The sequence below is a fragment of the Gelidibacter sp. genome (genome assembly GCF_053579655.1).
Window position 1 is genome coordinate 69,378 of sequence record NZ_JBMDWE010000008.1, and the last position, 26,675, is coordinate 96,052.

Here is a 26,675-nt window from a genome sequence, read left to right on the forward strand (position 1 = left end):
TTGATTTTTAATAAATTTGCGCCACCTTTATAGAATACAAAGGTAAGCTTTGTTAAGTGTTAAAATTACAAAATGTTTCTTGAAAATACAGTAAATCCTAAAGAACAATTTGGGTGGATTGAGGTTATTTGTGGCTCTATGTTTTCGGGAAAAACCGAAGAATTGATCAGGCGTCTTAAGCGTGCGCAGTTTGCAAAACAAAAAGTTGAAATTTTTAAACCTGCCGTCGATGTGCGGTATGACGATGCTTTCGTGGTATCTCATGATGCCAATGAAATCCGTTCTACGCCGGTTCCTGCCGCGGCTAATATTCCTATTTTAGCTGATGGTTGCGATGTGGTGGGCATTGATGAAGCTCAGTTTTTTGATGATGAAATCGTCCGGGTTTGCAATGATTTGGCAAATAAGGGCGTTAGAGTTATCGTTGCCGGATTAGACATGGATTTTAAAGGCAATCCCTTTGGCCCAATGCCAAACTTGATGGCCACGGCTGAATATGTCACTAAGGTTCATGCTGTTTGTACCCGCACCGGAAATTTAGCACAGTATAGCTACAGAAAAGCTAAAAGCGATGCCTTAGTACTTTTAGGAGAAGTGGAAGAATACGAACCCTTAAGTCGTGGCGCATTTTACAAAGCAATGGCCCATGACAAAGCAAGAAACATGAAAGTCAAAGACGCCCAAGAACTTATCCCAAAACCCAAAAACCCCAATGCCTAAAGCGCAAGAAACCGTACTCGAAATTGATCTTTCTGCCTTAAAACACAATTTTGAATACCTCAAATCCAGATTAAATAAGAACACCAAATTTTTAGCTGTTGTCAAGGCATTTGCCTATGGCAACGACGCTGATGAAATCGCACTTTTTCTGCAAAACTTGGATGTCGATTATTTTGCGGTGGCGTATACTAATGAAGGTGTTGCCTTAAGAAATGCAGGAGTCACAAAACCTATTTTAGTATTGCATCCGTTGCCTATCGGTTTTGAAAACCTTATAAAACATGGTTTGGAACCCAGTATTTATAATGCAAAAGTACTCCATGAGTTTTTACAGGTTGCTTCTGATAAAAAGCAAAAACACTATCCTATTCATCTCAAATTTAATACAGGACTCAACAGATTGGGTTTTTCTGAAGATGATATCGAAAGACTCTATTCAAAGGTAAACACGTCGGAAGCTGTTGAAGTTAAATCGATTTTTTCACATTTGGCGGCCAGTGAAGATTTGAAAGAAAAGGAATTCACACTGCAACAAATAGCGTCGTTTAAAACTATCACAGAAAAGTTTACAACGATTTTCGGCTTTCAACCGATGCTGCATTTAAGTAATACCTCTGGCATTTTAAACTATCCGGAAGCTCATTTGGATATGGTACGCAGTGGAATTGGTCTTTATGGCTTTGGCAATTCTGAAAAAGAAAACAAACATTTCAGACCTATTGCTTCGCTTAAATCGGTTATTTCACAAATACATGAAATTCCAGAAGGCGAAACGGTTGGCTACAATCGTGCCTATAAAAGCAAATCATTAATGAGAACGGCCACTATTCCCATTGGTCATGCCGATGGTATTGGCAGACAATACGGGAACGGAAAAGGATTCGTCATTATTAATGAGAAAAAAGCACCAATCATTGGTAATGTTTGCATGGACATGATTATGGTTAATGTTACAGACATTAATTGCGAGGAAGGCGACGAAGTTATTGTATTTGACGCTTTGCATACTGCTGAAAACCTAGCGAGTTGTGCAAACACCATATCATATGAATTAATTACAGCTATTTCCCAACGTGTTAAACGAGTTATCAAAAAATAATTTCTTATGAATAATTTAACTTTTATATAATTTTATTACCTTCGTTACTAAACAGTTAACCAAATATACCTATTATGTGGAAAGACTTTAAAGATTTTATTATGACCGGCAACGTCATTGACTTGGCAGTTGCGGTTCTTTTGGCTGGAGCTGTTGGCTTGGTTGTCAATGGTTTTGTCACCGACATTATGATGCCAATCGTAGGTTATTTCTCTGGAGGCATGGATTTTTCAAACATGTTCATCTCCTTAGATGGAAAAGAATACGCCTCTTTAGCCGCTGCAAATGAAGCTGGAGCAGCAGTAATTGCTTATGGTAAATGGATCAACTCCATCATCAATTTAATAATTGTTGGTTTCGTATTATTTATGATTGTTAAAGCCTACGCTAAGGTAAGAGCTAAAAAAGTAGTTGCTCCTGCACCTCCTGCTGGTCCTACTGAAATCGATTTATTGAAAGAAATCAGGGATGCATTAAAAAAATAATCGCGCTACTCCCATATTCTAACTTAAGCCCGATTTTCAAAAAATCGGGCTCTTTTTTTTATATCAGGTTTTTTAAATACATTGAATTAATGGTTAATTTAGCAACTTAAAAATTTTTAATTATGAAAGTAGCTGTTGTTGGTGCCACTGGAATGGTGGGCGAAGTAATGTTAAATATCCTTGAAGAACGTAATTTTCCATTTACGGAATTGATCCTGGTAGCTTCAGAAAGATCGGTTGGCAAGGAAATTACCTTTAAGAATAAAACCTACAAGGTCATAGGATTAGCTGAAGCAGTTTTAAAAAAACCAGATATCGCTTTCTTTTCTGCAGGCGGAACCACCTCATTAGAATGGGCTCCAAAATTTGCAGAAGCCGGCACGACGGTTATTGACAATTCCTCCGCTTGGCGCATGGATCCTTCAAAGAAATTGATCGTTCCAGAAATCAATGCACATCTGCTAACTAAGGACGATAAAATCATTGCTAACCCAAACTGTTCAACCACTCAAATGGTCATGGTTTTGGCACCGCTTCATAAAAAATATAAAATCAAAAGAGTGGTCGTTTCTACCTACCAATCCATCACAGGAACTGGGGTAAAGGCAGTAAAACAACTGGAAAATGAGTTGGCTGGCATTACAGGAGAAATGGCTTACCACTACCCAATACATAAGAATGTCATTCCACATTGTGACGTGTTTGAAGAAAACGGCTACACAAAAGAGGAGATGAAGTTAGTTCAGGAAACTCAAAAAATTCTTGAAGACCGATCGATCGCAGTAACGGCAACCGCTGTAAGAGTACCAACGCAAGGCGGGCACAGCGAAGCGGTTAATATCGAATTTGAAAATGATTTTGACGTTACTGAAGTTCGTAAATTACTAAGCCAAACTCCTGGCGTTGTGGTTCAAGATAATACGGATGTCAACACTTATCCTATGCCTATATATGCCAACGGAAAAGACGATGTTTTTGTGGGACGTATCAGACGTGACGGCTCACAAGCTAACTCATTAAATCTATGGATTGTAAGTGACAACCTAAGAAAAGGTGCCGCTACAAACACCATTCAAATTGCTGAATATTTAATTGAAAGACATCTTGTTTAATCAGATGGTTTTGAAAAAAGAATACTATTATTAAGAAATAGATGTCTTAACATTATATTAAAAAAGCTCTTACACCTGTTTGTAGGGGCTTTTTTGTTTATTTTTGGAACTCAACATTTAACACGTTTACTTTTATGAAAAAATTAGCGCTTGCAATGGTCGTTCTTACTACAATTACCGCTTGCAAAAATGAAAACGAACTTAAAAAATCCAATGCGATTGCTGTGACTTATCCTGAAACCAAAACGGTGGATACCGTTGATACTTATTTTGGAGTACAAGTAAATGATCCCTACCGCTGGCTTGAAGATGACAGAAGTGAAGAAACCGGAGCATGGGTAAAAGCTCAAAATCAAGTTACGGGCGATTATTTAGCACAAATCCCATACCGTCAAGAATTGAAAGATCGATTGACAGAAATTTGGAACTACGAAAAAATCGGCGCTCCTTTCGTTGAGGGCGATTATACTTATTATTACAAAAATGATGGTTTACAAAACCAATCGGTTATATACAGAAAGAAAACTGGAGAAGATAACGATGAGATCTTTTTAGATCCGAATACGTTTAGTAAAGACGGCACCATTTCATTGGGGGGTCTTAATTTCTCTAAAAACGGAAAACTTGCTGCTTATCAAATTTCTGAAGGCGGAAGCGATTGGCGTAAAGTCATTATTTTGGATGTCGACACCAAAAAACAAATTGAAGATACACTTGTCGATGTTAAATTCAGCGGTATTTCATGGAAGGACAACGATGGCTTTTATTACTCAAGCTATGACAAACCTAAAGGCAGTGAGCTTTCAGCTAAAACTGATCAACACAAGCTTTTCTACCATAAATTAGGAACGTCACAAAAACAAGACCAATTGATTTATGGTGGCACTGCTGAGCAAAAACACCGTTATGTTGGTGGTGGCGTTACTGAAGATGGTAAATATCTATTCATCTACCCAAGAAGCTCTACCTCTGGCACAAAGCTATTAATGCAAGATTTATCACAGCCGAATGGTAAAATGATTACCATTTTAGATAATACCGATACCGATACCAGCGTCATTGAAAACGTAGGAAGCACGCTTTATTTAATCACCAATAAAAATGCGCCAAATCAAAAAATCGTCACTGTTGATGCTTCAAATCCAAGTCCAGAAAACTGGAAGGATTTCATTCCTGAAACAGAAAATGTATTGAGCGTTTCTACTGGTGGTGGTTATATTTTTGCCAGATATATGGTGGATGCTGTTTCTAAAGTATTGCAGTATGATTATGACGGCAAGTTGAATAGAGAAATCAAACTTCCAGGGGTTGGAAGTGCTGGCGGTTTTGGTGGTAAAAAAGAAGATAAAACACTCTATTTTTCCTTCTCTAACTATATCACTCCAGGTACTATCTATACTTTGAATCCTGAAAGTGGTGTTTCTGCAGTTTATAAAAAACCAGCTATCGATTTCAATGCCGACAATTTTGAAAGCAAGCAAATATTCTACACTTCAAAAGACGGTACTAAAATACCAATGATCATTTCTTATAAAAAAGGTGTCAAACTTGATGGTAAAAACCCAACCATTTTATACAGTTACGGCGGATTTAATATTTCTATGACTCCTGGATTTAACATTGCCAATGCGGTCTGGATGGAACAAGGCGGTATTTATGCCGTTCCTAATATCCGTGGTGGTGGAGAATATGGCAAAAAATGGCATGATGCCGGTACCAAAAAAGAAAAGCAAAATGTGTTTGACGATTTTATCGCTGCCGCAGAATATTTAATTGACAACAAATACACGTCGTCAGATTATTTAGCGATTCGTGGAGGATCAAACGGCGGATTGTTAGTTGGTGCAACCATGACCCAACGCCCAGATTTAATGAAAGTAGCACTTCCAGCGGTTGGCGTATTGGATATGTTACGTTACCACACCTTTACATCAGGAGCTGGTTGGGCTTATGATTATGGAACATCTGAAGATGACAAAGAAATGTTTGAATATTTAAAAGGCTATTCCCCTATCCACAACGTTAAAGAAGGTGTGGCATATCCTGCAACGATGATCACCACAGGCGATCATGATGACCGCGTGGTTCCTGCGCATAGTTTTAAATTTGCGGCCGAATTACAGAGCAAACAAACTGGCGACAATCCAACGTTGATCAGAATTGAAACCGATGCTGGCCATGGTGCCGGAACTCCTGTAAGCAAGACCATTGAAGAGTATGCTGATATTTTCGGTTTTACGCTTTACAATATGGGCTATGAGGTGCTTCCTAATAAAACCAATGCAAAAATAAAAGGATAAATAATTCAGAATTGATTTCAGACCTGTCAGTTCCGAAGTATCGGAAGTGACAGGTTTTTATTATAAAATTACCATGCTAAAAGTCGATAACCTTACCTTTTCTTATAATACAAAAAACACAGGTTCCCCTGTCCTTAGTAATATCAACTTTTCGGTAAATAGAGGCGAACATGTTTCTATTATTGGCGAAAGCGGCTCCGGAAAATCCACGCTTTTAAAATTGCTTTACGGCGAATATGATTTGAACGAAGGTTATATTTTTTGGGAAGACACCGAAATTTTAGGCCCAAAATACAATCTTGTGGTAGGCTATGATTTTATGAAATATGTCGCACAGGAATTCGATTTAATGCCGTTTATAACGGTTGAAGAAAACATTGGCAAACACCTGTCCAATTTCTTTCCAGAAGAAAAAAAAGAACGTGTGGCAGAACTTTTGGAAGTGGTTGAATTAACCGATTTCGCAAAAACGAAAGTGAAGACCTTAAGTGGCGGACAAAAACAACGTGTGGCCTTGGCAAGAGCTTTGGCAAAAAAGCCCGAAATCATCTTGTTGGACGAACCCTTCAGTCATATTGATAACTTTCAGAAACAATCCTTACGCAGAAGCGTATTTAATTATTTAAAAGAAAAAAACATCGCCTGTATTGTGGCTACGCACGACAGTGAAGATGTGTTGGGATTTGCGGATAGAATGATTGTTCTGCACGATTCAATCGTTATGTCCAATAAATCGCCTCAGGAACTTTATAAAAACCCAGAAATGCCCTTAACCGCATCCTTTTTTGGCGAGTTTAATCTCCTCAATGATGACATCATCTATGCACATCAACTTAAAATTGTTGAGAAATCAGATTTAAGAGTTGATGTCTACCATAATTATTTTAAAGGCCACTATTATTTGATTGAAGCGCATACAGAGGATGATATTATTTATTTTGAGAATCGAACTGCATTAGAAATAAACTCAAAAGTCTTTCTTGAAATTCTCAAACGGCAATAGCCAAGGCTCCAAAATGACCGTGATGCGTGAGCGATAATTGAGCTGCTAATAAGCGACCGTTGCTATAAAAATGTGGGACGCCATTGTCATTTTTAATGATTGCAAGAGTTTCTTGAGACAGGTTCATCCATAGGGCATAAGCCGTAACAGCCTTCTGATTGCTTTGCTGATTTTGCAGATTAGAATCCGCATTTAAGAACTGAAATACTTCAGAAATATAACGCTGCTCTAAAAAAGCCGTTGTTTGAATGAACTTCTCCGTTGATTGAGAAACTGTAGGGATCACTTTATTATCAAAGACAACATATCCTTTAGTGGCATTCGTGGTAAAACAGCAAAAATCCTTCGGATTAAAACGAACCATACCATCGGCTCTCGAAATGATTTTATAAGCACTTTCCTTCATGCTCCATAAACGCCAGATGTTTTGAAATCGATTCCCGTCTGACAGAATAAAGTCCTGTTCCTCCTTAATAAAAAGCTTGTCCAAAAATCGTTGTTCTTGCCATCGGGAATTACATTTCGCAAACTCCAAATCGACAATATCGTTGCCAATCATTAGCTGGCAATTTTTGAGGTTACGATCGCCATGGCCGCCTTAACGGAAAGCATTTGTTCCATCTCTTCATTTTCGATCCGAATATCAAAGGCATCTTCCACATCCAAAATCACATCCACTAAATTGGCAGAATTAATTTTTAAATCGCCCACAAACGTCGTGTCTTCTGACAGATTTTCAAAAGCTTCTTCATCTTGAACATAGGGTTCGACAATGGCTTTTAATTTGGCAATTAAGTCTTCTTTTTTCATGCGATTCTATGTTCTTAATATAGTTGGAAATTTCTATATCTATTAGTTAATTATACCTTTTAAAGATAATACATGCATTGACATCTCCAAAACCGAAACTTGCTTTTGCGGCAATATTCAGTTCTTTTTCTATCATTTTTTTGGGGATTTTTTCTTCAGCAATGCACTCTAGAATTTCCGGATGCACATCGTCACAATTGATATTTGGAAAAACAAACTGCTCCTTTAACTGTAAGACTGTCGCCACACTTTCGATGCTTCCGGCGGCAGCGAGACAATGCCCAACCATCGACTTTAAAGAATTGACATAAGGAAAATCGGCCCCTTTTCGATCTAATGCTATCGTCCAGTTTTCAATTTCGAGACTGTCTTTGGAAGTCGCAGTCAAGTGCCCGTTGATGGTATCAATATCTTCTGATTTAATCCCTGAACTTTCAATTGCTTTTATGATACAGCGTTGAACAGCCTCCGCATTCGGCGCGGTCAAAGTGCCACCATTACGTTGTCCGCCAGAATTGACATGACCACCTAAAACTTCGGCATAAATTGGAACACCACGTTCCAAAGCGCTTTCTAAAGATTCCAAAACTAGCGCGCCTGCACCACTGCCAGGCACAAAACCGCTTGCCGAAGCGCTCATTGGGTGTGAGCCTTCTTCTGGCGTATCGTTGTGCTTATAAGTCATGACCCGCATGGCATCAAATCCGCCCCAAATATAAGGGCCATCATCACTGCAACTGCCCACCAACATCCGTTTGGCCTGTCCGTTTTTAATCCGTTCAAAACCCATTAAAATAGCTTCCGTTCCAGTAGAGCATGCCGAAGAATTGGTCGTAACCTGATTCCCCAAACCTAAAATACCACCAAGATAAGCGCTAATACCACTGGCCATCGTTTGTAAAACGACGGTGCTTCCCAAACGTTTCACTTCTCCGGCATCCAATTTATAAATGGCTTCCCTGAATTTTTCAACACCTGAAGTTCCAGTTCCAAAAACACAACCACTGTCATAATCGAGTTCACTTTCGGGATCGATTTCGAGACCTGCATCCTTCCACGCATCCATTCCCGCCATACAGCCGTATAAAATGCCAGAACTATTAAATCCTCGCAGTTGCAATGCTGTGAGATATTCTAGCTTTTTTTCTTCGGAAACTTGAGGAATACCACCAATACAACAGGAAAAATTAAGATCTGCTAGATTTTGATGAAAGGTAATTCCTGAAATGCCCGATTTGATAGCATTTTGGAACACCTCCAAACCAACACCATTTGGCGCAACAACTCCCATTCCTGTGATGACGACTCTATTCATGTTTACTTCCCACGAAGGTGGGAATCTCATTAATTAAATATTACAATTTAAATTCTATAAAGCTTTTATCCCTGGTTAAAACTATTTCCACGGAAAGCGGTCACTAGACTTTGAGTTTATATTAAAATATTATAGATTAAAACAAATCATTCATAAATGTAGTTTTGTTATTCTAAACTTCAAGATTCCTGCCTTCGCAGGAATCCATCATTCCCGAAATCCTTCCTCTGCATACCAAATCTCTTTTTTCATTATACATTTTCACTTTGCACTTCAACTTATTAAACCGAAACACTTCTTTTTCTGAAACAACGGTCACTTTTTCGCCAGGAAAAACCGGTAAATAAAAATCGATTTGACTTGAAGTCAATGCAATTTGTGGCTGAAAATTTTCAGAAATTTGATCTTTCATCAGATAAATCCCTAGGCAAACAACGCCTATTTGCGCCATACACTCGGTTAAAATAACACCGGGTGTTATTGGTTTATCCTTAAAATGTCCTTTATAAAAATATTCGGTTTTTTTAAAGATATAATGACCTGTGATGCCTTCATCAGAAACCACATCAAGGCCATCCACAAATTGAAATGGCGGTTGATATGGTAATAGATTGATGATTTGTTCTTTTGTCATTTTATTCAGAAACCTTTCAGGTTTTAAAAACCTGAAAGGTTGTTATTTTTTATGAAATATGTTCGCCACCATCTACAGGAATCACGCAACCATTAATCCAGGTTGCCTCATCTTTACTCAACAGATAAACCGCATTGGCCACATCTTCTGGCGTCGTCAGGCGTTTAAAGGGGTTTCTCTGCCATGAATGGGCTTTAAGTTGTTCGCTGCCTGGAATCATTCGTAAAGAGGCCGTGTCCGTCACGCCAGCCTGAATGCAGTTGGCACGAATTCCGAAGGGCGCAAATTCCAAGGCAATATTTCGCGTAATCGCTTCCAATGTTACTTTTGCTGCAGAAACTGCCGCATAATTTTTCCAGGCTTTGGTATTTCCCTCACTCGTAAAACTTATAATTCGTGCATCTTCAGCAAACAAATTTGAATTGAAAATTGCTTGCGTCCAGTCGTATAAACTGATGGCCATGGCGTTGATCGTCAAATTGAAATCGTCCGTGTTTAAAATGGGCAGATTTTCTGAAAGCATCGGTTTTAAATTGCCTTTGGCGACACTGTGAACCAAAGTGCGAATTCGGCCATTTTCTCCTAAAATCACTTTTAATTCTGAAAGCATTTCATTGCGTTTTTCCACTTTAAATGCATCTGCATTGAATGCTTTAAATTGCACCCCAGTTTTACGAATGCTATCAAATTCCATTTCGATAGCTTCTTGTTGCGCTCTCGGATTGCGATGGACAATACAGATATTCATGCCATGTTGCGCCAACTTTTTAGCCGTTGACAAACCCAAACCACTAGAGCCACCCAAAATGAGCGCCCAATAATTTTTATCCTCAAATTCCTTAGTCATCATATTTCCCACGTCAGTGAAACTCACATTAGTTACCATTTTAATAAAATGCGTTGTGCTGAAAATCCAGGTCCGAAGCTCAACATCAATCCGATATCGCCTCCAGGCAGATTTTTATCCATAAAACGTTCTAGCACATAAAGCACCGTAGCACTACTCATGTTGCCATACAATTTAAGCACTTCTTTGGTATCTTCAATATTTTTTCCCAAGGAACCGAACAAGTCTTCAACGGTTTGAACAATTTTTTTCCCTCCCGGATGAAAAATAAGATGATCAACATCTTCAATAGTCATTTGATTACGCTCTAAAAATGGGCGGACAATTTGTGGAAAATGACTCGAAATAGTTTCGGGAACCGCTTTGTCCAAAATCATTTGTAAACCGGTATTAACCAATTTAAAACCCATCATTTGTTCGGCGTCATAAAAATGGTACATGGCTTCATCAAGGATTTCTGGGCCTTCTTCATCTTCATAAGACGACAAAATCACGCTAGCCGCACCATCACCAAAAATTGCGGCACTTACAATGTTGGCCATAGAATAATCATCGAGTTGAAAAGTTGCGGTGGGCGATTCTACTGCAATAACTGCTGCACGTTTATTTGGGTTTGCCTTTAAAAAATTCTTAGCATAAATAATTCCCGAAACGCCAGCGGCACAGCCCATTTCAGTGACTGGCAAACGCACAATATCCTGGCGCATTTTTAATTTATTGATGAGATAAGCATCTAAAGATGGAATCATAATCCCAGTGCAACTTACTGTGATGATGTAGTCAATATCAGTAGGCTGAAGCTTTGCTTTTTCTAAAGATTTCAAGAGCGCTTGTTCGCCCAACTTGATGACTTCGCGAACATAAATATCATTTTTTTCTTGAAAGGAACTATTTAAAAAAACTTCCTCAGCATCCATAATAGAGTAACGGCGATCCACACCAGCATTCTCAAACAATTTGATCACTTTCCGTTGAAAGCGTTCTTCCTGCCCGGTTAACCACAAATTCAAATACGGAATAATATCCTTGGTTTCTCGAGTGTATTTTGGTAATTGCTTGGCGACTGTTATTATTTTTACTTTCATGTTTTGACACTAATTTCACTAATTATCTCAAATAAATACGCTCATAGAATTGACCTGTATTTCACAAATTCCATATCTTCCTCTCTTCCTTTTTCAACTCGTCAACTCGTCAACTCCTCAACTCCTCAACTCCTCAACTCATAACTTTTGAACTCCACAAAACCCACTGATAACGAAACGCCCATTTCCATTTCAATTGATACCTGATGTTCAGTTGTTTTGATAAAGCGACAAGCTCTTTTCTTTTAAAACCTCGCAACACTGAAGTCAATCCGTCTTCAATGATCATTTTATTTGTAATAGGAATAGTAATCAACTTAAATAGGTAATAAGCCAATCGATGCCTTTGCAAATCATTGACGACAACACCTATTGTGGCCGTTTTTAATAGATGTTTCAATAATTGTAACACTTGTGTTTCCTTAAAATGATGGAGGAATAAAGTGGTTATCACCACATCATAATGTATCGCTTTGAATTCATCTGAAAACACATCTACATGCACAAACCTGATATTTTCATAGTCTTTGGATAAAGTTTCGGCATAATCCGTGGCATTTTTATTGGCATCCACGCCAATCAGTTGAAAATTATAACCTTCTTTTTCTCCGAATGCAGCAATACTTCTTAAGATATCGCCACCGCCACAACCTAAATCGACGATCGTAATAGGAATATCTTTGGAATGATTTTTTAATAAGATTTTAAGGCCATCAAGCGTCACGCCATTACCACCGAGCAATTTATTAATGATCGCCAATTTGTCGAGCGCATCGTGAAGCATGACGCCATCAATGGAAAAATCGTCCATGATTTCAACTGCTTCGGTGCGATAAGTGGTATCAACTAAAAAACTCATTTTATAGACATCGGTTTTCCATGGGTTTGTTTGATAATCAGTGGTACTAAAAACGGCATTATTTTGAGCATCCTTAGTGATATTTCTGACAATGTGCTATTATTAAACAAATTGGCGACGACATGACCAACTTTTAAGCGGTTTTGAAATGCATTGTTCCATGCTTTTTGATAGGACGCTTCCAATACATCCCTTGAGGTTATTTTTTTATTAAGGTAATCAATTATCAGTTCGGATGCTATTTGCGCACTTCTAAGCGCCATGCTCATGCCATTGCCACAAAGCGGATGAATCATGCCTGACGAATCGCCACACATGAGCATATGTTGTTCCACGGGCGATTTACGATCAAAAGAAATCTGGCTAATCGTTAAAGGCGCTTCAAAAACTGGCGTAGTGTTTTCAAAAATTGACTTCAAATAGACATTTTTGAAAAGCACTTTTTCTTGAAACTCGTCAATATCCTTATATTTTTTAAAAGCTTCAAAATTGGTTATATAACACAGATTAATGCTATCATCTTCCACTTTAGAAATCCCACAATAACCACCTTCAAAATTGTGTAAAGCGACCAAGTCTTCAGGAAAACTGCCTTTAACATGCGTTTTTACGGCTAAATAAGGTGATTTATTTTTGATGAATTTTCGGTTCAGTTTTACATCCAAGTTGGTTCTTTTGCCATATGAACCAATTACGATTTTAGAGCAAAATTGTCCATTATTTTTAGTGGACACTTTAAATTCATCCTCTATAAACTGAACGTCGCCAACCGTATCCTGAACAACCAACACGCCAATTTCTATGGCTTTGGAATAGAGCGCATAATCCAAGGCATAACGACTGATGCCAAATCCGCCCAGCGGTAAATCGGCAGAAATTAGTTTATTTTGGGTGGTGGACACTTCAAATTTCGTGATGTTTTTGGCTCCTAAGGCGAACACATCAATGTCCAAATAACCCAAATACGGAAGCACTTCACTTGAAATATATTCACCACAAACTTTGTGCTTGGGATAGTCGTTTTTCTCAATAAGAAGGATATTAAAATCATATTTCCGCAGATGGATAGCAGCAGACAAACCCGCCAAGCCTCCTCCAATAATGACGACATCGTAATAACTTTTTAATGACACCTAGCAATAGTTTTCTTAAAGATACACGCAATGCAGTCATTAAAATGTTCTTTATTACTTAAATTGTTTCTCTTTTTCTGATAAATCTGAATGAACTTGTCACATTATTAAAAGTTAAACGCATTGGAAGCAAATTCAAGAATGCAGTTGTATCATCTGAACAATACCGTTAAATTTATGATTATTCTATTTGAACAATGGCTATTACTCGAATATATTCAACTTGACTTTTACTTTTTTTAACTAAATAGATTGTATTATTATTCAAGTCCTCCCAAAGTCTATAATCATTAAGCTTAACATTTTTGCGCTTATCATAGTATTTTGAGGCACGAACATATTTCTTAAGACAAAGAACTTCTTTTGGGTTTTTATTACTTTCGTTTCCAATTATTTGAAATAAAAATGTACCTCTCCCAACATCACTGCTATCTTCTAATAAATAGAAATTTTTGTCATATTTTGATGCAAAAATATACTTCTCATCTAATTTGAAATACAATGTATCCTTTTGTGTTTTTTGAGCAGATAAGCTTAATGTTGAACAAAGGAATATAAGTACATTAAATAAAATTAATTTTTTCATAGTATTATAGTATTAATCTGAACAGTTTACCGCTTGTGTTAAAAAATCGACTCTAAGAGATAAATTATTAATTTCTTCTTTCCTTTCAGTAGATAGATCAGTCCATGCTTTCACATTATGCTCTTTTAACCCTCTCCAAGCTAAAGCTTCATAAAAATCGTCATTGGGAACTTCTTCATAATAAGAGATATATTTATTATAATCTTCCGTGAGGACATTTTTATGAAAATGTTTTAAAGCATCTCTCATACTGCTCACATAAAGCGCACCTATTGCCTCATGTTGATCTTCATAAGCAGTATAGGTCTTTTTGAAGTCTAATTTGCCACTTGCACTATATTTAGTATTTAGTTTTCTGTAAATATCAGCATGTATATATTCATGTAAAATGGTTTTATTTACAGGCGGCCATGTCTCACCATTTATTTCATTCCCCGTTTTTTGAGATACAATCTTATCTTGAGACTGAATTTTAATATCAAATTCCGATTGCCCCTCAAAATTCTTAAGGAGGTTTTTAACAAAGTTTGCTCCGCCTTCACTAAGCAACTTATTTATACATCTTTCTTTCCCAGTAAGCTCATTAATAATTTCATAGCCACGCCTGTCTTCGATTTTTTTTATAGTTGCTTCTTCACGGGAGGCTATCCTCATGTAAGTGGTTCCGTAAGGTTCATTACCTCCAGATTTGTCCACACTGCCACTTCGGTCCCAGAATTCATAAAGATAATAATCATCTTGGTTCCAAATAACTTCTTCTGTTTAGCCATTATAGGTAAAAACTCACAAAACATCCTGTAATATAGGTTTGTTCCCATTTTTCTAGTCATATTCTCTAACAAATGGAACAACTCTTAGTTTCATTGCTTTTCCTTGATCTTGTACAATTAAATAAAACTCCTGGTCTACATCCTTTGATTTCCTTTGAGGTAGTGCATAATGCAATTCAGGAATTAATTTTATAAGTGAATCTACAGAAATTACATTTAAACCCTTCACCTTCTTCACCTCTATTTTACTGCTGTCCAATACCATAAAACCAAGAGCTAAATTATTGGCAACACCCACACTATATTCCATAACACCATTTTTCGTTTGAATTGTTTTTCTTGGATATTTGAAAAGAACATCGTGTATGCTATCAAACTTAAATCTTTGTTCATCACTAAGTTTAGATAAGTCTGAAATATTCTCCCTAATCATCATCGGATTAAAATTCTCTGTAAATAAACTTTCATACTTGCTCCAATCAACAGGTACATATTTATCCTTTTGAGTATCAAAAACGATGTATATTTTATCCTTCATAAAAACACTCTTGAGGTCTGATTTATAAATAAAAAAAAGAGCAACGCAAATCAGACCAACTAATATGAGTATCTTTTTTACAAATGATTTCATTTAATTACAGTTTAAACCTCTATTCCTAGCCTTGACTTTATTATTTGCTATTCTATCCTTTTCTTCTTGTGACAAAAATTGATGTAATCCATCCCAAGCTATACTTTCATAGAATGAGATGTTTTCCTGATTGTTATCAAACTGTTTTAAAGCATTTGCAATTGCTGGAATATAATTGTCCCTCATAATTGCATGGGTTATATCATTTGAACCTGTCTTTTCTTTCATATATTTACCAAATAAATCCACAAATGAATTAGTCGCATTAATATAATGATTTCTTAAAAGAGCATGTACAGACTCATGTAAAATGGTTCTGGCAACTTCTAAAGGAGCTCTATTGTGAAGATTATCTTTATTTAAACTTATAATATAATCATTCCCAATTTTTTCAAAATGACCTAGTGGTGGCAGATTTCCATCCGTAACCATATCCTTAAAAAAAAATCAGGTTCGAGTTTATAAATCAGATTGCTATTAAATGGATTTCCCTTCCCAAAATACAAGAAAGTTTCAGTAATAATATTATGATTATTGATAGCTGAATTTATTAATTTCCCATAAACACAATTGGCCTTCCCTGTTAATTCATTTTTAATTTCATAGCCACGCCTATCTTCAATTTTCTTTATTGTGGCTTCCTCACGCGAGACTATCCCCGTGTAAGTGCTCCCGTAAGGCCCATTGCCTCCACCTCCAGACTTGTCCACATTGCCACTTCGGTCCCAGAATTCATAAAGATAATAATCATCTTGGTTCCAAATAACTTCTTCTGTATAACCATTGTTTGTAGTATGCGTTTTTCTCCAACCGCCTCCACCGTCCTGTGTATACCAATCTGTAACATGGAATGTTATCAGCACTATATAACTTCTTTCCAAAGGCATTTTATTTTGACTTAAGCCCGAATCTGGAGTCGAACTGGGATTTTTTAAATCTGATAAAAACGTGCCTTTTTCATACCATCGCGAAGCAAGCGTTTCGCCATGGTCGTCCATGGTTTGAATATTTCTGGTAAATTAATTTATATCGTCAGCTTTTTATCCTAATCAATTATCTGAACACGATAGTTTAATTTCCTATTATTCAATTTCAAAATTGGGCTGAACATGGATGTATTCAACTTTGTTGTTGGTCTTTTTGACCAAATAGATGGTATAATTGTCCAAAGGCTCCGCAAGCCTATAATCATTAAGCCTCACTTTTTTATGTTTATCATAATATTTTGATGATCGGATATATTTTTCAAGACAAAGAATTTCTTTAGGATCTTTATTAATTTTAATGTCAATTTTTTCGAAAAAAAATGTACCGTCATCACTACTATCTACGATGTAAATTTTATTTGGAGTGACATCATATATTAGAATATAATTTTCTGAATAATCAAAATAAAGGGTATCTTTTTGCTTTTCTTGAGCAGATAAGCTTATCGTTGAAAAGAGGATTATAATGAAATTAATTAGAATAAAATTTTTCATTGTTTTTATAGTATTAATTTGAACAATTTACCGCTTTAGTTAAAACATCAACAGCACCAATATATTGTCAAGTATCATATTTCAATTTCTCAATTTCAGTTTAGATTCTCCTAAATATTTTACAACGATTAGTATAAACGCAGGAGCGGGATTAATGCACAACCTTTCGGCTTATTACTTACTTAGATTTATAAAATTACTTTTGGTTAAGTACTAACTCCGCTATTGCTTTTATATTCGTGTTGTGGTCTGTATTTTTATAATTTAACTTATAATTTTTATTGGTTTGACATTGATAATTTCATACCCTTTATCCTTTTTTATAATTAGAATTAAGTTCATATCTTTAAACTTGTTAAAATCTATTTTGAAAAATTCATCTTTAGAAATTAACTTAAATTTTTTAATATCATTTATTTCATATTCTTTTTCATTTTTATCTTTTTTGAAAAAGATTTCATCATTTTTGTAACACATTCCATAATACATCAATTTTTCATATTCTCTAACATTCTGGCAGTCTTCAAAATTGTCATATAAAATGTAGATATCTTTCTTTCTAGAATAATTATATAGAATTAAAAAACAGAAAAGGAACACCAGTAAAGCTCCAAAAGCATACTTATATTTTTTGAGATAATTAATCTTTGCATTTTTTATCATTACTTCTAGCTTTATTTTTTATAGTATTTAATACACTTTTTTGAGAGGAGGTTAAGTCAAACACTCCTTGAGAAGCTAAAATTTTATAATCCTCAAAATCAGAAAAGATTTGATTATCATAATTTTGTAAAACGGTAGCCATTCTGTTGATGAATTGATCATTCATGATATCATGACTATAATTTTTAAGACCTTTGTCATTTATGTAATGATTATAAAGGTCTTTAAAAGACAAGTATGAGTTGTTATATTGTTTTCCTAAAAAGGCATGAGAAATTTCATGAACTAGGATAGCTGCTACTTCTATCGAGGACAATGTATTCATTAAATTAGCGTTAATCAGGATTTGAAAATTTCCATCACTATCTAATTCGGTTTTTCCTCCCACATTTATTGGTAGGTCTGTGGACATTAAGAAGGTTAAATCATTACCATCAATATTACCATTTCCGAATTCTATAAATAAATCTGTAATGAGGTTGTGAGGATTTCTAACTCCACTTTGCAATAAATGGTCATAGGCACAATTGGCCTTCCCTGTTAATTCATTTTTAATTTCATAGCCACGCCTATCTTCAATTTTCTTTATTGTGGCTTCCTCACGCGAGACTATCCCCGTGTAAGTGCTCCCGTAAGGCCCATTGCCTCCACCTCCAGACTTGTCCACATTGCCACTTCGGTCCCAGAATTCATAAAGATAATAATCATCTTGGTTCCAAATAACTTCTTCTGTATAACCATTGTTTGTAGTATGCGTATATCTCCAACCGCCTCCACCGTCTTCTTTATACCAATCTGTATAAAAATTAACTATCACAATAATATAGCTTCTTTCCAAAGGCATTTTATTTTGACTTAAGTCCGAATCTCGAGTCGCACTGGGATTTTTTAAATCTGATAAAAATATTCCTTTATCATACCATCGCGAAGCAAGCGTTTCGCCATGGTCGCCAAAGGTTTGAATATTTCCAGTAAACTGGCTTAAATCGTCAGAATCACTTTTGTCCAGATTGACATATTTATTAATATAAAATTCAGGAGCCTCCTTATTGGCTATGACCATTAATTTAAAGCTAAGATCACTTTTAATGTTTAAAGTTTCTGGTGTTAGTGCGGCAGTATAGATAATAGGATACTCCACAGCAATAGAATCAAAACCATATAGTGATACTTCATTCCCTCCATTCCAATCGACTGTAAATGTATAGGGCACCACGTCCATAAAATGGTCAGGATTAAAACGATCCTTCAATGAAAGGTTATTAATCTCCCCATGAATATCCTCCTTTTGGCAAGACCCTACTAATAAAAATAAGCTAATGAGTAAGTAAATGTTTTTCATAAAAGTAGTTGGATTAGAAATCAAGACCGTTGCAAAATTCAATAAATTACCTCAATCCATTTTTCAGATGGATTTTTGATTGGTTTTTATCCTAAACAGTAGTTTTCACTTCGTTTTGTTGACTTTAGAGCTCAATTTCTTATTGTTTTTTCCTTAATTTTTACAATTGGACGCAATTATCCCTGGACTTCGATACAAATTATAACATATAGCCTCCATCAGGTTTTGGGTGTGCATTTTTTCAATTCCCCGATATCTTGCCAACCCTCCGTTAAACCATCTTTTTATTCCTCCAAATGTTCGCTCTACCTTGAATCTTGTTTTGCCGATCAACTTATTGAACTTCTTCTCCCACGGGGTCAGCGGTTTATTCTTTTTTGCCTTTTTTAGAATATGGTTTTTTAGATTTCTTTTTTTCAATAACACTGCATTCTTCTTTGATTGATAGCCTTTGTCGGCTTTTAATGGAATGTCCTTTGGTAGATCTACGTTGACTGTTTCCAGAACTTCTTCTAAATTGGCTATCTCATTTTTACTTGCTGTGGTGGTTGCCACTCCTAAAACAAGTCCTTCTTCGTCCGTAACATGGTGCTTTTTAAAACCAAAATGATATTTCCCTCTTTTCTTTAGCCACGTAGCATCTTTATCAACACTTTCGGCATACTCTTTTTTCACTGCTACCTCTTTGTCCGAGCGGTCTTCTGCTACCTCGTGATTGGTCTTTCCTTTTGGTCGAAGCGGCGTTTCTATAACGCTGGCATCCACTATGATTCCCGTTTTGACAATTATATTGTGGATCTCCAGTTGGGCATTGACAGAACCGAAGAGCTTTTCAAAGGTTTTGGTTTTGGTCAATGCGGTCCTAAATCTACTTAGGGTGCTATGGTCTGGAGCAACTTCATCTATGTGCATGCCACAAAAATAACTGAATGAGATACTATCGTTCAATCGGTCTTCCACTTCATAATCGCTCAATCCATACCAGCTCTGTAAAAGGCACATCTTAAATAATAACAGACCGCTATAGGAAGGTTTGCCTACAGCGCTTTTTCCTTTGGAATAATCAGCATCTATGAGTTTTTCGATTTTATCCCAATCAATTAACGCATTGATCTGACTGAAAAATGTCGTTTTTATCTTTCTCGCTCGCAAATCACAGATTGTGTCTGCTAATGTGGGTTGTTCCTGTAATTTCATACATTAAAAATACGATTTAAATAACTGATTATCAACTATTTGAATGATTATTATGTGCTTGTTTTAAACAGTTTGCCCTTGCAACGGTCTTTAATCTTTAAAATTGTATTCAATAGATTTTTACATTTCTCTAAAATAGTCCAATGTTTCTGCGTGGGTTGTTAATAAAACGTTAAATATCATTGAGGGTCAGCTTATTACGTTACGGTTTTACCGTAAATTATGTACTGGAAGGCCGTAAAATCGATCAGAGACCAAGGTTGCAGTGCAGAAATTGAAAGTGGAAAAAGAAATACGATGTACAGGTTTAGAAAGGATTCTTCAATCATCTTCGATGACTTCTATACAAAAGGTTTTAACCCTTTTAGTCATACCATCAGAGTCAATTCCCAAGTTGCCAGTTCTAGATGTTGGTTAACAAAATTGTGAATATCGGCAATAAACTCCTGTAAATCTCGCTTTTGTAACCCTAAAATTTTTAATCATTTATAGATACCACCAATTATTGTCACAATATTTGATTAGGATTAAAACATAATATATGTTTCAAAATACAGAATAATTTGACACAGGAAATGGAGAAAAAAAGAAAATCGTGAAACCAGAAAAGACAGTAGTTTTTTAATGGAATTACAGCTTCAGACCTCACAGGTTTCCCTAACCTGTGAGGTCTTTTAAAAAACAATTTTTATCAAAGAACGCTGATCTCTAAATACAATTTCGTCATCTGCTTTTTTTCCCATCAGCAATAACCCAATTGGCGTATTTGGAGAAATAGCGAAAAATTGATGCGATGCAGTATCCAATTGCCCTGCGCTTATCGCAATAAAATAATTGGATTTTGAGGTAAACACCACACTTCCCAAACCGATTGTTCCAGAAGACTTGGTCACATCTATTTTAGATAAAGCTTCTTTTAATTTTTCAACTTCCGCCAATTGTTGACCTGACTTTTCACGTTCCAATTGCAACATAGCTCGCCCTGTTTCGTGCTTGTCTCCTGCGCTACTTTTAGTTTCTGAGTTGAGCGATTCCTGAATTTCCCTAATTTGATTCTGGATGGTTATAAGACGTTCTTCTACAAAATCAGCGCATTGCGTATAAAGTTGCTCTTTTATTTTTAAATTACTTTGCATCTCTAGAATCATAATTTAAAGTTCCAAAAAACGACATTTGTTTCATGATCCATAACTTTCTATTGGCAATATAGGCAGTTGGTGGATTGGCCCGATATTTTAAGGGTCTTGGCAAAATCGCAGCTATAGCGGCGGCTTCACTTTTACTCAATTTTGAAGCCGGTTTTTTGAACCAATATTGAGAGGCCGCCTCTGCTCCATAAATTCCGTTACCCATTTCAATACTGTTCAAATACACTTCCATGATGCGTTCCTTGGACCAGATCAATTCAATCAAGAATGTGACATAAGTTTCCAATCCTTTTCGAAGCCAGCTCCGGTGTGGCCACAAAAATACGTTTTTTGCAGTTTGCTGACTGATCGTACTTGCGCCTCTAACTTTTTTCCCTTTCTGATTATAATCCAAAGCTTTTTCAATTGCTTTCATGTCAAAGCCGTTGTGTTTTACGAAGTTCTGATCTTCGCTACAAATTACTGCTAACTGTAAGTTTTTTGAAATTTCGTCTATAGACACCCAATCGTGTTTCCAAACGGTTTCTTTCTGTTCAAAATATCTTATGACCATCAAAGGTGTTGCTGGAACTGGCACCCATTTAAAAATGATCACAGCTATAATAGGGATGGCCAATAACCATAAAATAAGCTTAAAGAGAAATTTGAATAATTTTTTTATCATAGCAATTAAAAGGATTCAGTTAGAATCTGGAAAGGTGTACATCAAAATGTTTGTCACTATCGCGCAAAGTTACACAAAGTAGACACGAAGTTGCGCAAAGGGATAAGCAAGAAAAGGAATAATTAGTCTATTAAATCAGCCACTTCCCTGCCCACATGACTTCCAATGGCAATGCCCATACCTCCCAATCTTACGCCACAAAATACGCGAGAACTCAATTGTTTGACGATTGGTTTCTTAGCACTTCCAACGCCCATGATACCACTCCATCTGTGTTCAATTTCAAAAGGCGTATGGGGTAAAATGGTGGTTTTTAGAAGTTCTTCCAACTTGTTTTGGATGAGTTCTGTTTGCCCCATTTCAGTGGTTTCCTCTGTTTTAAAATCGAGATTTCTGCCACCACCGAACAGAATCCGATCATCAATATTACGAAAATAATAGAACCCTTTATCGAGATGGAACGTGCCTTCAATTTGGAGATTTTTAATCGGTTTGGTGATCAAAACTTGCGCTCTTGCAGGTTTAACTTCAACATTTATCAATTTAGAAGCGAAACCATTTGTGCAAATTAACATTCGGTTCGTTTTGAATTCGAATTGATTGGTTTTAATTTGAACATATTCTTTGAATTCCTCAAAATGCTCGACAGAAACAGAATTTAGGATTAAAACACCTTTGCTCAGTACCAAATCGGTTAAGGATCGCATCATTTTGCCAGTGTCAATCTGGCCTTCAAACGGTGTAAAACTAAGTTGAGTTTGAATATTTCTAAAGTTGAAAGGATTATTTTTGATTGTAAATACCTTCTCTTTAAAATGCGGTTTTAGAAGTGAATTTACGGCCTCCATGTGCGACATACAATACTCGTAGGTTTCGTGGTCTTTCTGATCAAACAATTCATAACCGCCATGTTGTTGATAATCGATCGCTTTATCAGATAAGGTTTGGCGCAACAAAGAAAGTCCTTTGCGACGCTTTTCTATGAGTTGAATGACTTCTTCTTCAGAATGTGTTTTTAAATCATCTAAAATCTCACTAAGGCTTCCAAAACATGCAAAACCAGCATTTTTAGTACTTGCACCTTGCGGCAAACAGCCTCTTTCTAAAATAAGAATGTTGGCTTTCGGAAAGCGTTCTTTCAATCGCAATGCACAATTGAGTCCAACAATGCCACTGCCAACAATGGTATAATCAATGTTAGAGAGGTAACTTTTTATTTCCCAGTAGGAAAGGTTGATCATAGCTTTTACAAATGAATTATACTGAAAAGATACTTTAAAAACCTGGAATGTATATCAGTATTAACCGATAAAAGAAGCAAGACCGCTTTGCTTTTAGAACCAAGAACGAAGACTAATTTCAGATGCTTTGCACGTACAAGACAACTGTTTATTAAAAAAACTACAAGATAAAATCTACGGTTTTAATAAAAAAACTCCGAAATTACTTTCGGAGTCTTAATATTATTCTTCAACTGGCTTTTCCATTTTAAAGCTTTCCATGAACTTGGTCGTATAATTACCGGCCAAATAATCTGGATTGTCCATCAATTGTCGATGGAATGGAATGGTCGTTTTGATACCTTCGATAACGAATTCATCCAAAGCACGCTTCATCTTATTGATGGCTTCATCACGTGTTTGCGCAGTGGTAATCAACTTTGCAATCATGGAATCATAATTTGGCGGAATTGTATAGCCTGAATACACATGCGTATCCAAGCGCACGCCATGTCCACCTGGGGCATGAAGTGTGGTTATTTTTCCTGGAGAAGGTCTGAAATCATTATACGGGTCTTCCGCATTGATTCGACATTCTATAGAATGTAACTTTGGGGTATAGTTTTTACCTGAAATTGGCACACCAGCAGCAACAAGTATTTGCTCTCTAATCAAATCAAAATCAATAACTTGTTCAGTAATCGGATGTTCCACTTGAATACGGGTATTCATTTCCATAAAATAGAAATTTCGGTGTTTGTCTACCAAAAATTCTATTGTTCCCGCACCTTCATATTTAATGTATTCGGCTGCTCTAACCGCGGCTAAACCCATTTCATTTCGAAGTTCATCCGTCATAAATGGCGACGGTGTTTCTTCAGTTAATTTTTGGTGACGACGTTGAATTGAACAATCTCGTTCTGATAGATGACATGCTCTTCCAGTAGAATCCCCTACAATTTGTATTTCGATATGTCGTGGCTCTTCAATAAGTTTCTCCAAGTACATGGCGTCATTTCCAAAAGCTGCTCTAGCTTCATGACGTGCTGAGTCCCAAGCATCTTTAAGATCTTCATTTTTCCAAACGGCACGCATGCCTTTTCCACCACCACCAGCGGTAGCTTTTAGCATAACCGGATACCCCATTTCAACTGCTAACTTTTCAGTTTGCTCAAAGGATTCCAATATACCTTCACTTCCCGGTACGCATGGCACGCCAGCTTCTTTCATGGTTGCTTTGGCAGATGCCTTGTCGCCCATGCGTTCAATCATTTCAGGAGATGCCCCAATAAACTTGATATTGTGCTCTTCGCATATTTTTGAAAACTTTGCGTTTTCTGATAAAAATCCGTATCCAGGATGTATCGCGTCTGCATTGGTAATTTCTGCAGCAGCAATAATATTGGACATTTTAAGATATGATTGAGCACTTGCCGGTGGTCCTATACAAACGGCTTCATCAGCAAACTTAACATGCAGACTTTCTGCATCGGCAGTTGAATAAACCGCTACCGTTTTGATGCCCATTTCCTTACAGGTTCTGATAACACGCAGTGCTATCTCGCCTCTATTGGCTACTAATATTTTTTTAAACATAGACTCTTCAAATTAAAAATTTCAAATTCCAAGCACCAAATTCCAGGTTTTGGATTTTGAGATTTGTTTATTGGAATTTTTAATTGGTTATGATGGATCAACCAAGAATAACGGTTGATCAAATTCTACCGGTGAGGAATCATCAACTAAAATTTTCACGATTTTACCTGAAACTTCAGACTCAATTTCATTGAATAATTTCATGGCCTCAATAACGCATAAAACATCCCCTTCTTTTATTGATTTTCCAACTTCCACAAACATTGGTTTGTCAGGAGAAGGTTTACGATAGAAAGTTCCAATAATTGGAGATTTTATAGTAATATACTTTGAGTTTTCGTCAACTACAGGTATTGCAACAGCAGGCACCTCTGCTTGAGGTGCAGGAGCGTGCGCAACAGGGGCAGCACCCATTGGGATTTGCTGTACATAAGTTGTAGTTTCTCCTCTATCTTCACCACCAGTTTTAATGGTAATTTTAATATCGTCCATTTCCAATTTAACCTCGCTTGCACCAGATTTAGCAACAAACTTAATTAAGTTTTGAATTTCTTTTATATCCATAATAATTAGATTTTAAAATATTTAGGTTAGTTAGTTTATGAATTATATGCCCAAGTCAGATATACAGAGCCCCAAGTGAAGCCACCTCCAAAAGCAACGAAAATTAATTTATCGCCTTTTTTTAGTTGTTTTTCATAATCCCATAAAAGTAAAGGCAATGTTGCTGACGTGGTATTTCCATATTTCTCAATGTTCATCATGACCTTACTTTCTTCAAGATCGATCCTACTTGCAGTGGCATCAATAATACGTTTGTTAGCTTGATGTGCTACTAACCAAGCAATATCATCTTTTGTAATATTATTTCTGACCAATATTTTTTCTGTAATATCAGCCATATTGAAAACAGCATTCTTAAATACCTGTTTCCCTTCCTGAAAAATATAGTGTTTCCCTTCGGCTACTGCTTCTGGAGTTGATGGATAGGATGATCCGCCATATGTAGCCTGTAAGAATTCTCTTCCGTTACCGTCACTTCTCAAAAGTTCGTCCTGAAGACCGAACCCTTCCAAATTAGGTTCAAACAAAGCGGCACCAGCACCATCACCGAAGATAATACATGTGGCCCTATCTTTGTAATTAATCATTGACGAATTCTTATCAGCACCAATCAATAATACTTTTTTATATTTTCCGGATTCGATATATCGTGCAGCTACCGACATACCAAACAAAAAACTTGAACATGCTGCTTCCAAATCAAAGGCAAACGCATTGGTCGCACCAATTTGTGTTGCGGTGTAAGAAGCCGTAGCAGCAGCTTTCATGTCTGGTGTTGCAGTTGCAACGATAACTAAATCTATTTCTTTGGGATCTAACCCTTTCTTGTCTATAAGATCTTGAGCCGCTTTAATGGCTAAATAAGAAGTGCCTTTGCCATCTTCTTTAAGGATTCGTCGCTCTTTGATTCCTGTTCTGGAGGTGATCCATTCATCATTTGTATCGACTAATGTTTCCAAAATTTGGTTGGTCAACACATATTCGGGTACATATCCACCTATGGCAGTAATTGCAGCAGTGATTTTACTCATTGTTTTGTATTAGAATGACCTAAAATTTGACCAAAATCGGCCAAATCAGTAAATTCCAATTGAATTTACTGAATATTCAGTCAAATGAGATGCAAATTAAGTTGTTTTTAAATTAACCACAAAAAAAAACGCTCAGGAGTGAGCGCTTTCTTGTATGCGTGCATAATACTTATGCTAAATTCTCCTCTTTTTCAGAGTTATCTATAAGCACTTGACCTCTGTAATAAAGTTTTCCTTCATGCCAATGAGCTCTGTGGAATAAGTGTGCTTCTCCTGTAGTAGGACACGTTGCAATTGTAGGAACAACTGCTTTGTAATGTGTTCTTCTTTTATCTCTTCTGGTTTTAGAAATTTTTCTTTTAGGATGTGCCATTTTATAT

The 26,675-nt window shown here is 36.4% G+C and carries 30 protein-coding genes; 6 read left to right on the top strand and 24 right to left on the bottom strand.

Translation table 11 applies throughout. The features are described from left to right. Window positions 1-72: 72 nt before the first annotated feature. The 6 genes from ACOH2D_RS06135 to ACOH2D_RS06160 all read left to right on the top strand — a co-directional run bounded on the left by ACOH2D_RS06135 (window position 73) and on the right by ACOH2D_RS06160 (window position 6,719). Window positions 73-720, top strand: coding sequence for a thymidine kinase (locus tag ACOH2D_RS06135; RefSeq protein ID WP_449534694.1), 648 nt, complete (start codon window positions 73-75; stop codon window positions 718-720). After that, window positions 713-1,819 (top strand): alanine racemase, encoded by a 1,107-nt coding sequence (gene alr / locus ACOH2D_RS06140; RefSeq protein ID WP_449534695.1) that lies wholly within the window; start codon window positions 713-715, stop codon window positions 1,817-1,819. The genes ACOH2D_RS06135 and alr overlap by 8 nt, the downstream gene beginning before the upstream one ends. A 74-nt stretch (window positions 1,820-1,893) precedes the next feature. Further along, the gene (gene mscL / locus ACOH2D_RS06145; RefSeq protein WP_348035831.1) at window positions 1,894-2,304 is read left to right on the top strand and encodes a large conductance mechanosensitive channel protein MscL; all 411 of its coding nucleotides are present in this window, start codon (window positions 1,894-1,896) and stop codon (window positions 2,302-2,304) included. 122 nt (window positions 2,305-2,426) lie between these two features. Further along, on the top strand, window positions 2,427-3,416 hold the full coding sequence (locus ACOH2D_RS06150) for an aspartate-semialdehyde dehydrogenase (protein WP_348035832.1): 990 nt from the start codon (window positions 2,427-2,429) through the stop codon (window positions 3,414-3,416). 134 nt (window positions 3,417-3,550) lie between these two features. Next, on the top strand, window positions 3,551-5,716 hold the full coding sequence (locus ACOH2D_RS06155) for a prolyl oligopeptidase family serine peptidase (protein WP_348035833.1): 2,166 nt from the start codon (window positions 3,551-3,553) through the stop codon (window positions 5,714-5,716). 73 nt (window positions 5,717-5,789) lie between these two features. Beyond that, window positions 5,790-6,719, top strand: a complete 930-nt coding sequence (locus ACOH2D_RS06160; RefSeq protein WP_449534696.1) for an ABC transporter ATP-binding protein — start codon at window positions 5,790-5,792, stop codon at window positions 6,717-6,719. Here ACOH2D_RS06160 and ACOH2D_RS06165 read toward each other — a convergent pair. The 24 genes from ACOH2D_RS06165 to rpmF form a co-directional block, all read right to left on the bottom strand. Next, a complete protein-coding gene (locus ACOH2D_RS06165; protein ID WP_449534697.1) occupies window positions 6,706-7,278 on the bottom strand; it encodes a 4'-phosphopantetheinyl transferase family protein in 573 nt (190 codons plus the stop codon). The genes ACOH2D_RS06160 and ACOH2D_RS06165 overlap by 14 nt on opposite strands. Then, complete coding sequence (locus ACOH2D_RS06170; protein WP_449534698.1) at window positions 7,278-7,529, bottom strand: acyl carrier protein; 252 nt, start codon at window positions 7,527-7,529, stop codon at window positions 7,278-7,280. Before ACOH2D_RS06170 ends, ACOH2D_RS06165 begins: the two co-directional genes overlap by 1 nt. Before the next feature lie 46 nt (window positions 7,530-7,575). Then, entirely contained in the window at window positions 7,576-8,874 is a 1,299-nt protein-coding gene (locus tag ACOH2D_RS06175) for a beta-ketoacyl-[acyl-carrier-protein] synthase family protein (protein WP_449534699.1), read from the bottom strand. A 142-nt stretch (window positions 8,875-9,016) separates the two neighbouring features. Then, a complete protein-coding gene (locus ACOH2D_RS06180; RefSeq protein ID WP_348034833.1) occupies window positions 9,017-9,478 on the bottom strand; it encodes a 3-hydroxyacyl-ACP dehydratase FabZ family protein in 462 nt (153 codons plus the stop codon). 49 nt (window positions 9,479-9,527) lie between these two features. Further along, the gene (locus ACOH2D_RS06185; protein WP_348034834.1) at window positions 9,528-10,325 is read right to left on the bottom strand and encodes an SDR family oxidoreductase; all 798 of its coding nucleotides are present in this window, start codon (window positions 10,323-10,325) and stop codon (window positions 9,528-9,530) included. A gap of 32 nt (window positions 10,326-10,357) precedes the next feature. After that, entirely contained in the window at window positions 10,358-11,410 is a 1,053-nt protein-coding gene (locus tag ACOH2D_RS06190; protein WP_348034832.1) for a type III polyketide synthase, read from the bottom strand. A 133-nt stretch (window positions 11,411-11,543) separates the two neighbouring features. Beyond that, window positions 11,544-12,269, bottom strand: a complete 726-nt coding sequence (locus tag ACOH2D_RS06195; protein ID WP_449534700.1) for a methyltransferase domain-containing protein — start codon at window positions 12,267-12,269, stop codon at window positions 11,544-11,546. Then, a complete protein-coding gene (locus ACOH2D_RS06200; RefSeq protein WP_449534702.1) occupies window positions 12,266-13,402 on the bottom strand; it encodes an NAD(P)/FAD-dependent oxidoreductase in 1,137 nt (378 codons plus the stop codon). The genes ACOH2D_RS06195 and ACOH2D_RS06200 overlap by 4 nt, the downstream gene beginning before the upstream one ends. Before the next feature lie 181 nt (window positions 13,403-13,583). After that, window positions 13,584-13,988 carry a hypothetical protein gene (locus tag ACOH2D_RS06205; protein ID WP_449534703.1) on the bottom strand — a complete coding sequence of 135 codons (405 nt, stop codon included), beginning with the start codon at window positions 13,986-13,988 and terminating at the stop codon, window positions 13,584-13,586. 12 nt (window positions 13,989-14,000) lie between these two features. Next, window positions 14,001-14,642: a hypothetical protein gene (locus ACOH2D_RS06210; protein ID WP_449534704.1), complete on the bottom strand. Its 642-nt coding sequence runs from the start codon at window positions 14,640-14,642 to the stop codon at window positions 14,001-14,003. 168 nt (window positions 14,643-14,810) lie between these two features. After that, a complete protein-coding gene (locus ACOH2D_RS06215; protein ID WP_449534705.1) occupies window positions 14,811-15,389 on the bottom strand; it encodes a hypothetical protein in 579 nt (192 codons plus the stop codon). Continuing rightward, window positions 15,390-15,821: a hypothetical protein gene (locus ACOH2D_RS06220; RefSeq protein ID WP_449534706.1), complete on the bottom strand. Its 432-nt coding sequence runs from the start codon at window positions 15,819-15,821 to the stop codon at window positions 15,390-15,392. It abuts the gene before it with no gap. Beyond that, entirely contained in the window at window positions 15,791-16,387 is a 597-nt protein-coding gene (locus tag ACOH2D_RS06225; RefSeq protein WP_449534707.1) for a hypothetical protein, read from the bottom strand. The genes ACOH2D_RS06220 and ACOH2D_RS06225 overlap by 31 nt, the downstream gene beginning before the upstream one ends. 84 nt (window positions 16,388-16,471) lie before the next feature. Next, window positions 16,472-16,870, bottom strand: a complete 399-nt coding sequence (locus ACOH2D_RS06230; RefSeq protein ID WP_449534708.1) for a hypothetical protein — start codon at window positions 16,868-16,870, stop codon at window positions 16,472-16,474. Window positions 16,871-17,134: 264 nt separating this feature from the next. Next, entirely contained in the window at window positions 17,135-17,533 is a 399-nt protein-coding gene (locus tag ACOH2D_RS06235) for a hypothetical protein (protein WP_449534709.1), read from the bottom strand. Beyond that, window positions 17,511-18,875: a hypothetical protein gene (locus ACOH2D_RS06240; protein ID WP_449534710.1), complete on the bottom strand. Its 1,365-nt coding sequence runs from the start codon at window positions 18,873-18,875 to the stop codon at window positions 17,511-17,513. The genes ACOH2D_RS06235 and ACOH2D_RS06240 overlap by 23 nt, the downstream gene beginning before the upstream one ends. A gap of 153 nt (window positions 18,876-19,028) precedes the next feature. Further along, complete coding sequence (locus ACOH2D_RS06245) at window positions 19,029-20,072, bottom strand: IS5 family transposase (RefSeq protein WP_449534711.1); 1,044 nt, start codon at window positions 20,070-20,072, stop codon at window positions 19,029-19,031. 674 nt (window positions 20,073-20,746) lie between these two features. Beyond that, the gene (locus ACOH2D_RS06250) at window positions 20,747-21,220 is read right to left on the bottom strand and encodes a 3-oxoacyl-ACP synthase (protein WP_449534712.1); all 474 of its coding nucleotides are present in this window, start codon (window positions 21,218-21,220) and stop codon (window positions 20,747-20,749) included. Beyond that, window positions 21,198-21,884 (bottom strand): monofunctional biosynthetic peptidoglycan transglycosylase, encoded by a 687-nt coding sequence (gene mtgA, locus ACOH2D_RS06255; RefSeq protein ID WP_348062806.1) that lies wholly within the window; start codon window positions 21,882-21,884, stop codon window positions 21,198-21,200. The genes ACOH2D_RS06250 and mtgA overlap by 23 nt, the downstream gene beginning before the upstream one ends. Window positions 21,885-22,006: 122 nt before the next feature. Continuing rightward, window positions 22,007-23,122 carry an NAD(P)/FAD-dependent oxidoreductase gene (locus ACOH2D_RS06260; protein WP_449534726.1) on the bottom strand — a complete coding sequence of 372 codons (1,116 nt, stop codon included), beginning with the start codon at window positions 23,120-23,122 and terminating at the stop codon, window positions 22,007-22,009. A gap of 225 nt (window positions 23,123-23,347) precedes the next feature. Further along, entirely contained in the window at window positions 23,348-24,700 is a 1,353-nt protein-coding gene (gene accC / locus ACOH2D_RS06265) for an acetyl-CoA carboxylase biotin carboxylase subunit (RefSeq protein ID WP_348036445.1), read from the bottom strand. 87 nt (window positions 24,701-24,787) lie between these two features. Further along, window positions 24,788-25,264, bottom strand: a complete 477-nt coding sequence (accB, locus tag ACOH2D_RS06270) for an acetyl-CoA carboxylase biotin carboxyl carrier protein (protein ID WP_348036444.1) — start codon at window positions 25,262-25,264, stop codon at window positions 24,788-24,790. A 35-nt stretch (window positions 25,265-25,299) separates the two neighbouring features. After that, entirely contained in the window at window positions 25,300-26,295 is a 996-nt protein-coding gene (locus ACOH2D_RS06275) for a beta-ketoacyl-ACP synthase III (RefSeq protein WP_348036443.1), read from the bottom strand. 169 nt (window positions 26,296-26,464) lie between these two features. Next, entirely contained in the window at window positions 26,465-26,668 is a 204-nt protein-coding gene (rpmF, locus tag ACOH2D_RS06280) for a 50S ribosomal protein L32 (RefSeq protein ID WP_066430995.1), read from the bottom strand. Between the last annotated feature and the right edge of the window lie 7 nt (window positions 26,669-26,675).

Excerpts from the sequence above, each read along its gene's own strand:
- ACOH2D_RS06135 (WP_449534694.1), top strand. The coding sequence starts at position 73 with ATGTTTCTTGAAAATACAGTAAATCCTAAAGAACAATTTGGGTGGATT.
- alr (WP_449534695.1), top strand. The coding sequence starts at position 713 with ATGCCTAAAGCGCAAGAAACCGTACTCGAAATTGATCTTTCTGCCTTA.
- mscL (WP_348035831.1), top strand. The coding sequence starts at position 1,894 with ATGTGGAAAGACTTTAAAGATTTTATTATGACCGGCAACGTCATTGAC.
- ACOH2D_RS06150 (WP_348035832.1), top strand. The coding sequence starts at position 2,427 with ATGAAAGTAGCTGTTGTTGGTGCCACTGGAATGGTGGGCGAAGTAATG.
- ACOH2D_RS06155 (WP_348035833.1), top strand. The coding sequence starts at position 3,551 with ATGAAAAAATTAGCGCTTGCAATGGTCGTTCTTACTACAATTACCGCT.
- ACOH2D_RS06160 (WP_449534696.1), top strand. The coding sequence starts at position 5,790 with ATGCTAAAAGTCGATAACCTTACCTTTTCTTATAATACAAAAAACACA.
- ACOH2D_RS06165 (WP_449534697.1), bottom strand. The coding sequence starts at position 7,278 with ATGATTGGCAACGATATTGTCGATTTGGAGTTTGCGAAATGTAATTCC.
- ACOH2D_RS06170 (WP_449534698.1), bottom strand. The coding sequence starts at position 7,529 with ATGAAAAAAGAAGACTTAATTGCCAAATTAAAAGCCATTGTCGAACCC.
- ACOH2D_RS06175 (WP_449534699.1), bottom strand. The coding sequence starts at position 8,874 with ATGAGATTCCCACCTTCGTGGGAAGTAAACATGAATAGAGTCGTCATC.
- ACOH2D_RS06180 (WP_348034833.1), bottom strand. The coding sequence starts at position 9,478 with ATGACAAAAGAACAAATCATCAATCTATTACCATATCAACCGCCATTT.
- ACOH2D_RS06185 (WP_348034834.1), bottom strand. The coding sequence starts at position 10,325 with ATGACTAAGGAATTTGAGGATAAAAATTATTGGGCGCTCATTTTGGGT.
- ACOH2D_RS06190 (WP_348034832.1), bottom strand. The coding sequence starts at position 11,410 with ATGAAAGTAAAAATAATAACAGTCGCCAAGCAATTACCAAAATACACT.
- ACOH2D_RS06195 (WP_449534700.1), bottom strand. The coding sequence starts at position 12,269 with ATGAGTTTTTTAGTTGATACCACTTATCGCACCGAAGCAGTTGAAATC.
- ACOH2D_RS06205 (WP_449534703.1), bottom strand. The coding sequence starts at position 13,988 with ATGAAAAAATTAATTTTATTTAATGTACTTATATTCCTTTGTTCAACA.
- ACOH2D_RS06210 (WP_449534704.1), bottom strand. The coding sequence starts at position 14,642 with ATGAGGATAGCCTCCCGTGAAGAAGCAACTATAAAAAAAATCGAAGAC.
- ACOH2D_RS06215 (WP_449534705.1), bottom strand. The coding sequence starts at position 15,389 with ATGAAATCATTTGTAAAAAAGATACTCATATTAGTTGGTCTGATTTGC.
- ACOH2D_RS06220 (WP_449534706.1), bottom strand. The coding sequence starts at position 15,821 with ATGGTTACGGATGGAAATCTGCCACCACTAGGTCATTTTGAAAAAATT.
- ACOH2D_RS06225 (WP_449534707.1), bottom strand. The coding sequence starts at position 16,387 with ATGGACGACCATGGCGAAACGCTTGCTTCGCGATGGTATGAAAAAGGC.
- ACOH2D_RS06230 (WP_449534708.1), bottom strand. The coding sequence starts at position 16,870 with ATGAAAAATTTTATTCTAATTAATTTCATTATAATCCTCTTTTCAACG.
- ACOH2D_RS06235 (WP_449534709.1), bottom strand. The coding sequence starts at position 17,533 with ATGATAAAAAATGCAAAGATTAATTATCTCAAAAAATATAAGTATGCT.
- ACOH2D_RS06240 (WP_449534710.1), bottom strand. The coding sequence starts at position 18,875 with ATGAAAAACATTTACTTACTCATTAGCTTATTTTTATTAGTAGGGTCT.
- ACOH2D_RS06245 (WP_449534711.1), bottom strand. The coding sequence starts at position 20,072 with ATGAAATTACAGGAACAACCCACATTAGCAGACACAATCTGTGATTTG.
- ACOH2D_RS06250 (WP_449534712.1), bottom strand. The coding sequence starts at position 21,220 with ATGATTCTAGAGATGCAAAGTAATTTAAAAATAAAAGAGCAACTTTAT.
- mtgA (WP_348062806.1), bottom strand. The coding sequence starts at position 21,884 with ATGATAAAAAAATTATTCAAATTTCTCTTTAAGCTTATTTTATGGTTA.
- accC (WP_348036445.1), bottom strand. The coding sequence starts at position 24,700 with ATGTTTAAAAAAATATTAGTAGCCAATAGAGGCGAGATAGCACTGCGT.
- accB (WP_348036444.1), bottom strand. The coding sequence starts at position 25,264 with ATGGATATAAAAGAAATTCAAAACTTAATTAAGTTTGTTGCTAAATCT.
- ACOH2D_RS06275 (WP_348036443.1), bottom strand. The coding sequence starts at position 26,295 with ATGAGTAAAATCACTGCTGCAATTACTGCCATAGGTGGATATGTACCC.
- rpmF (WP_066430995.1), bottom strand. The coding sequence starts at position 26,668 with ATGGCACATCCTAAAAGAAAAATTTCTAAAACCAGAAGAGATAAAAGA.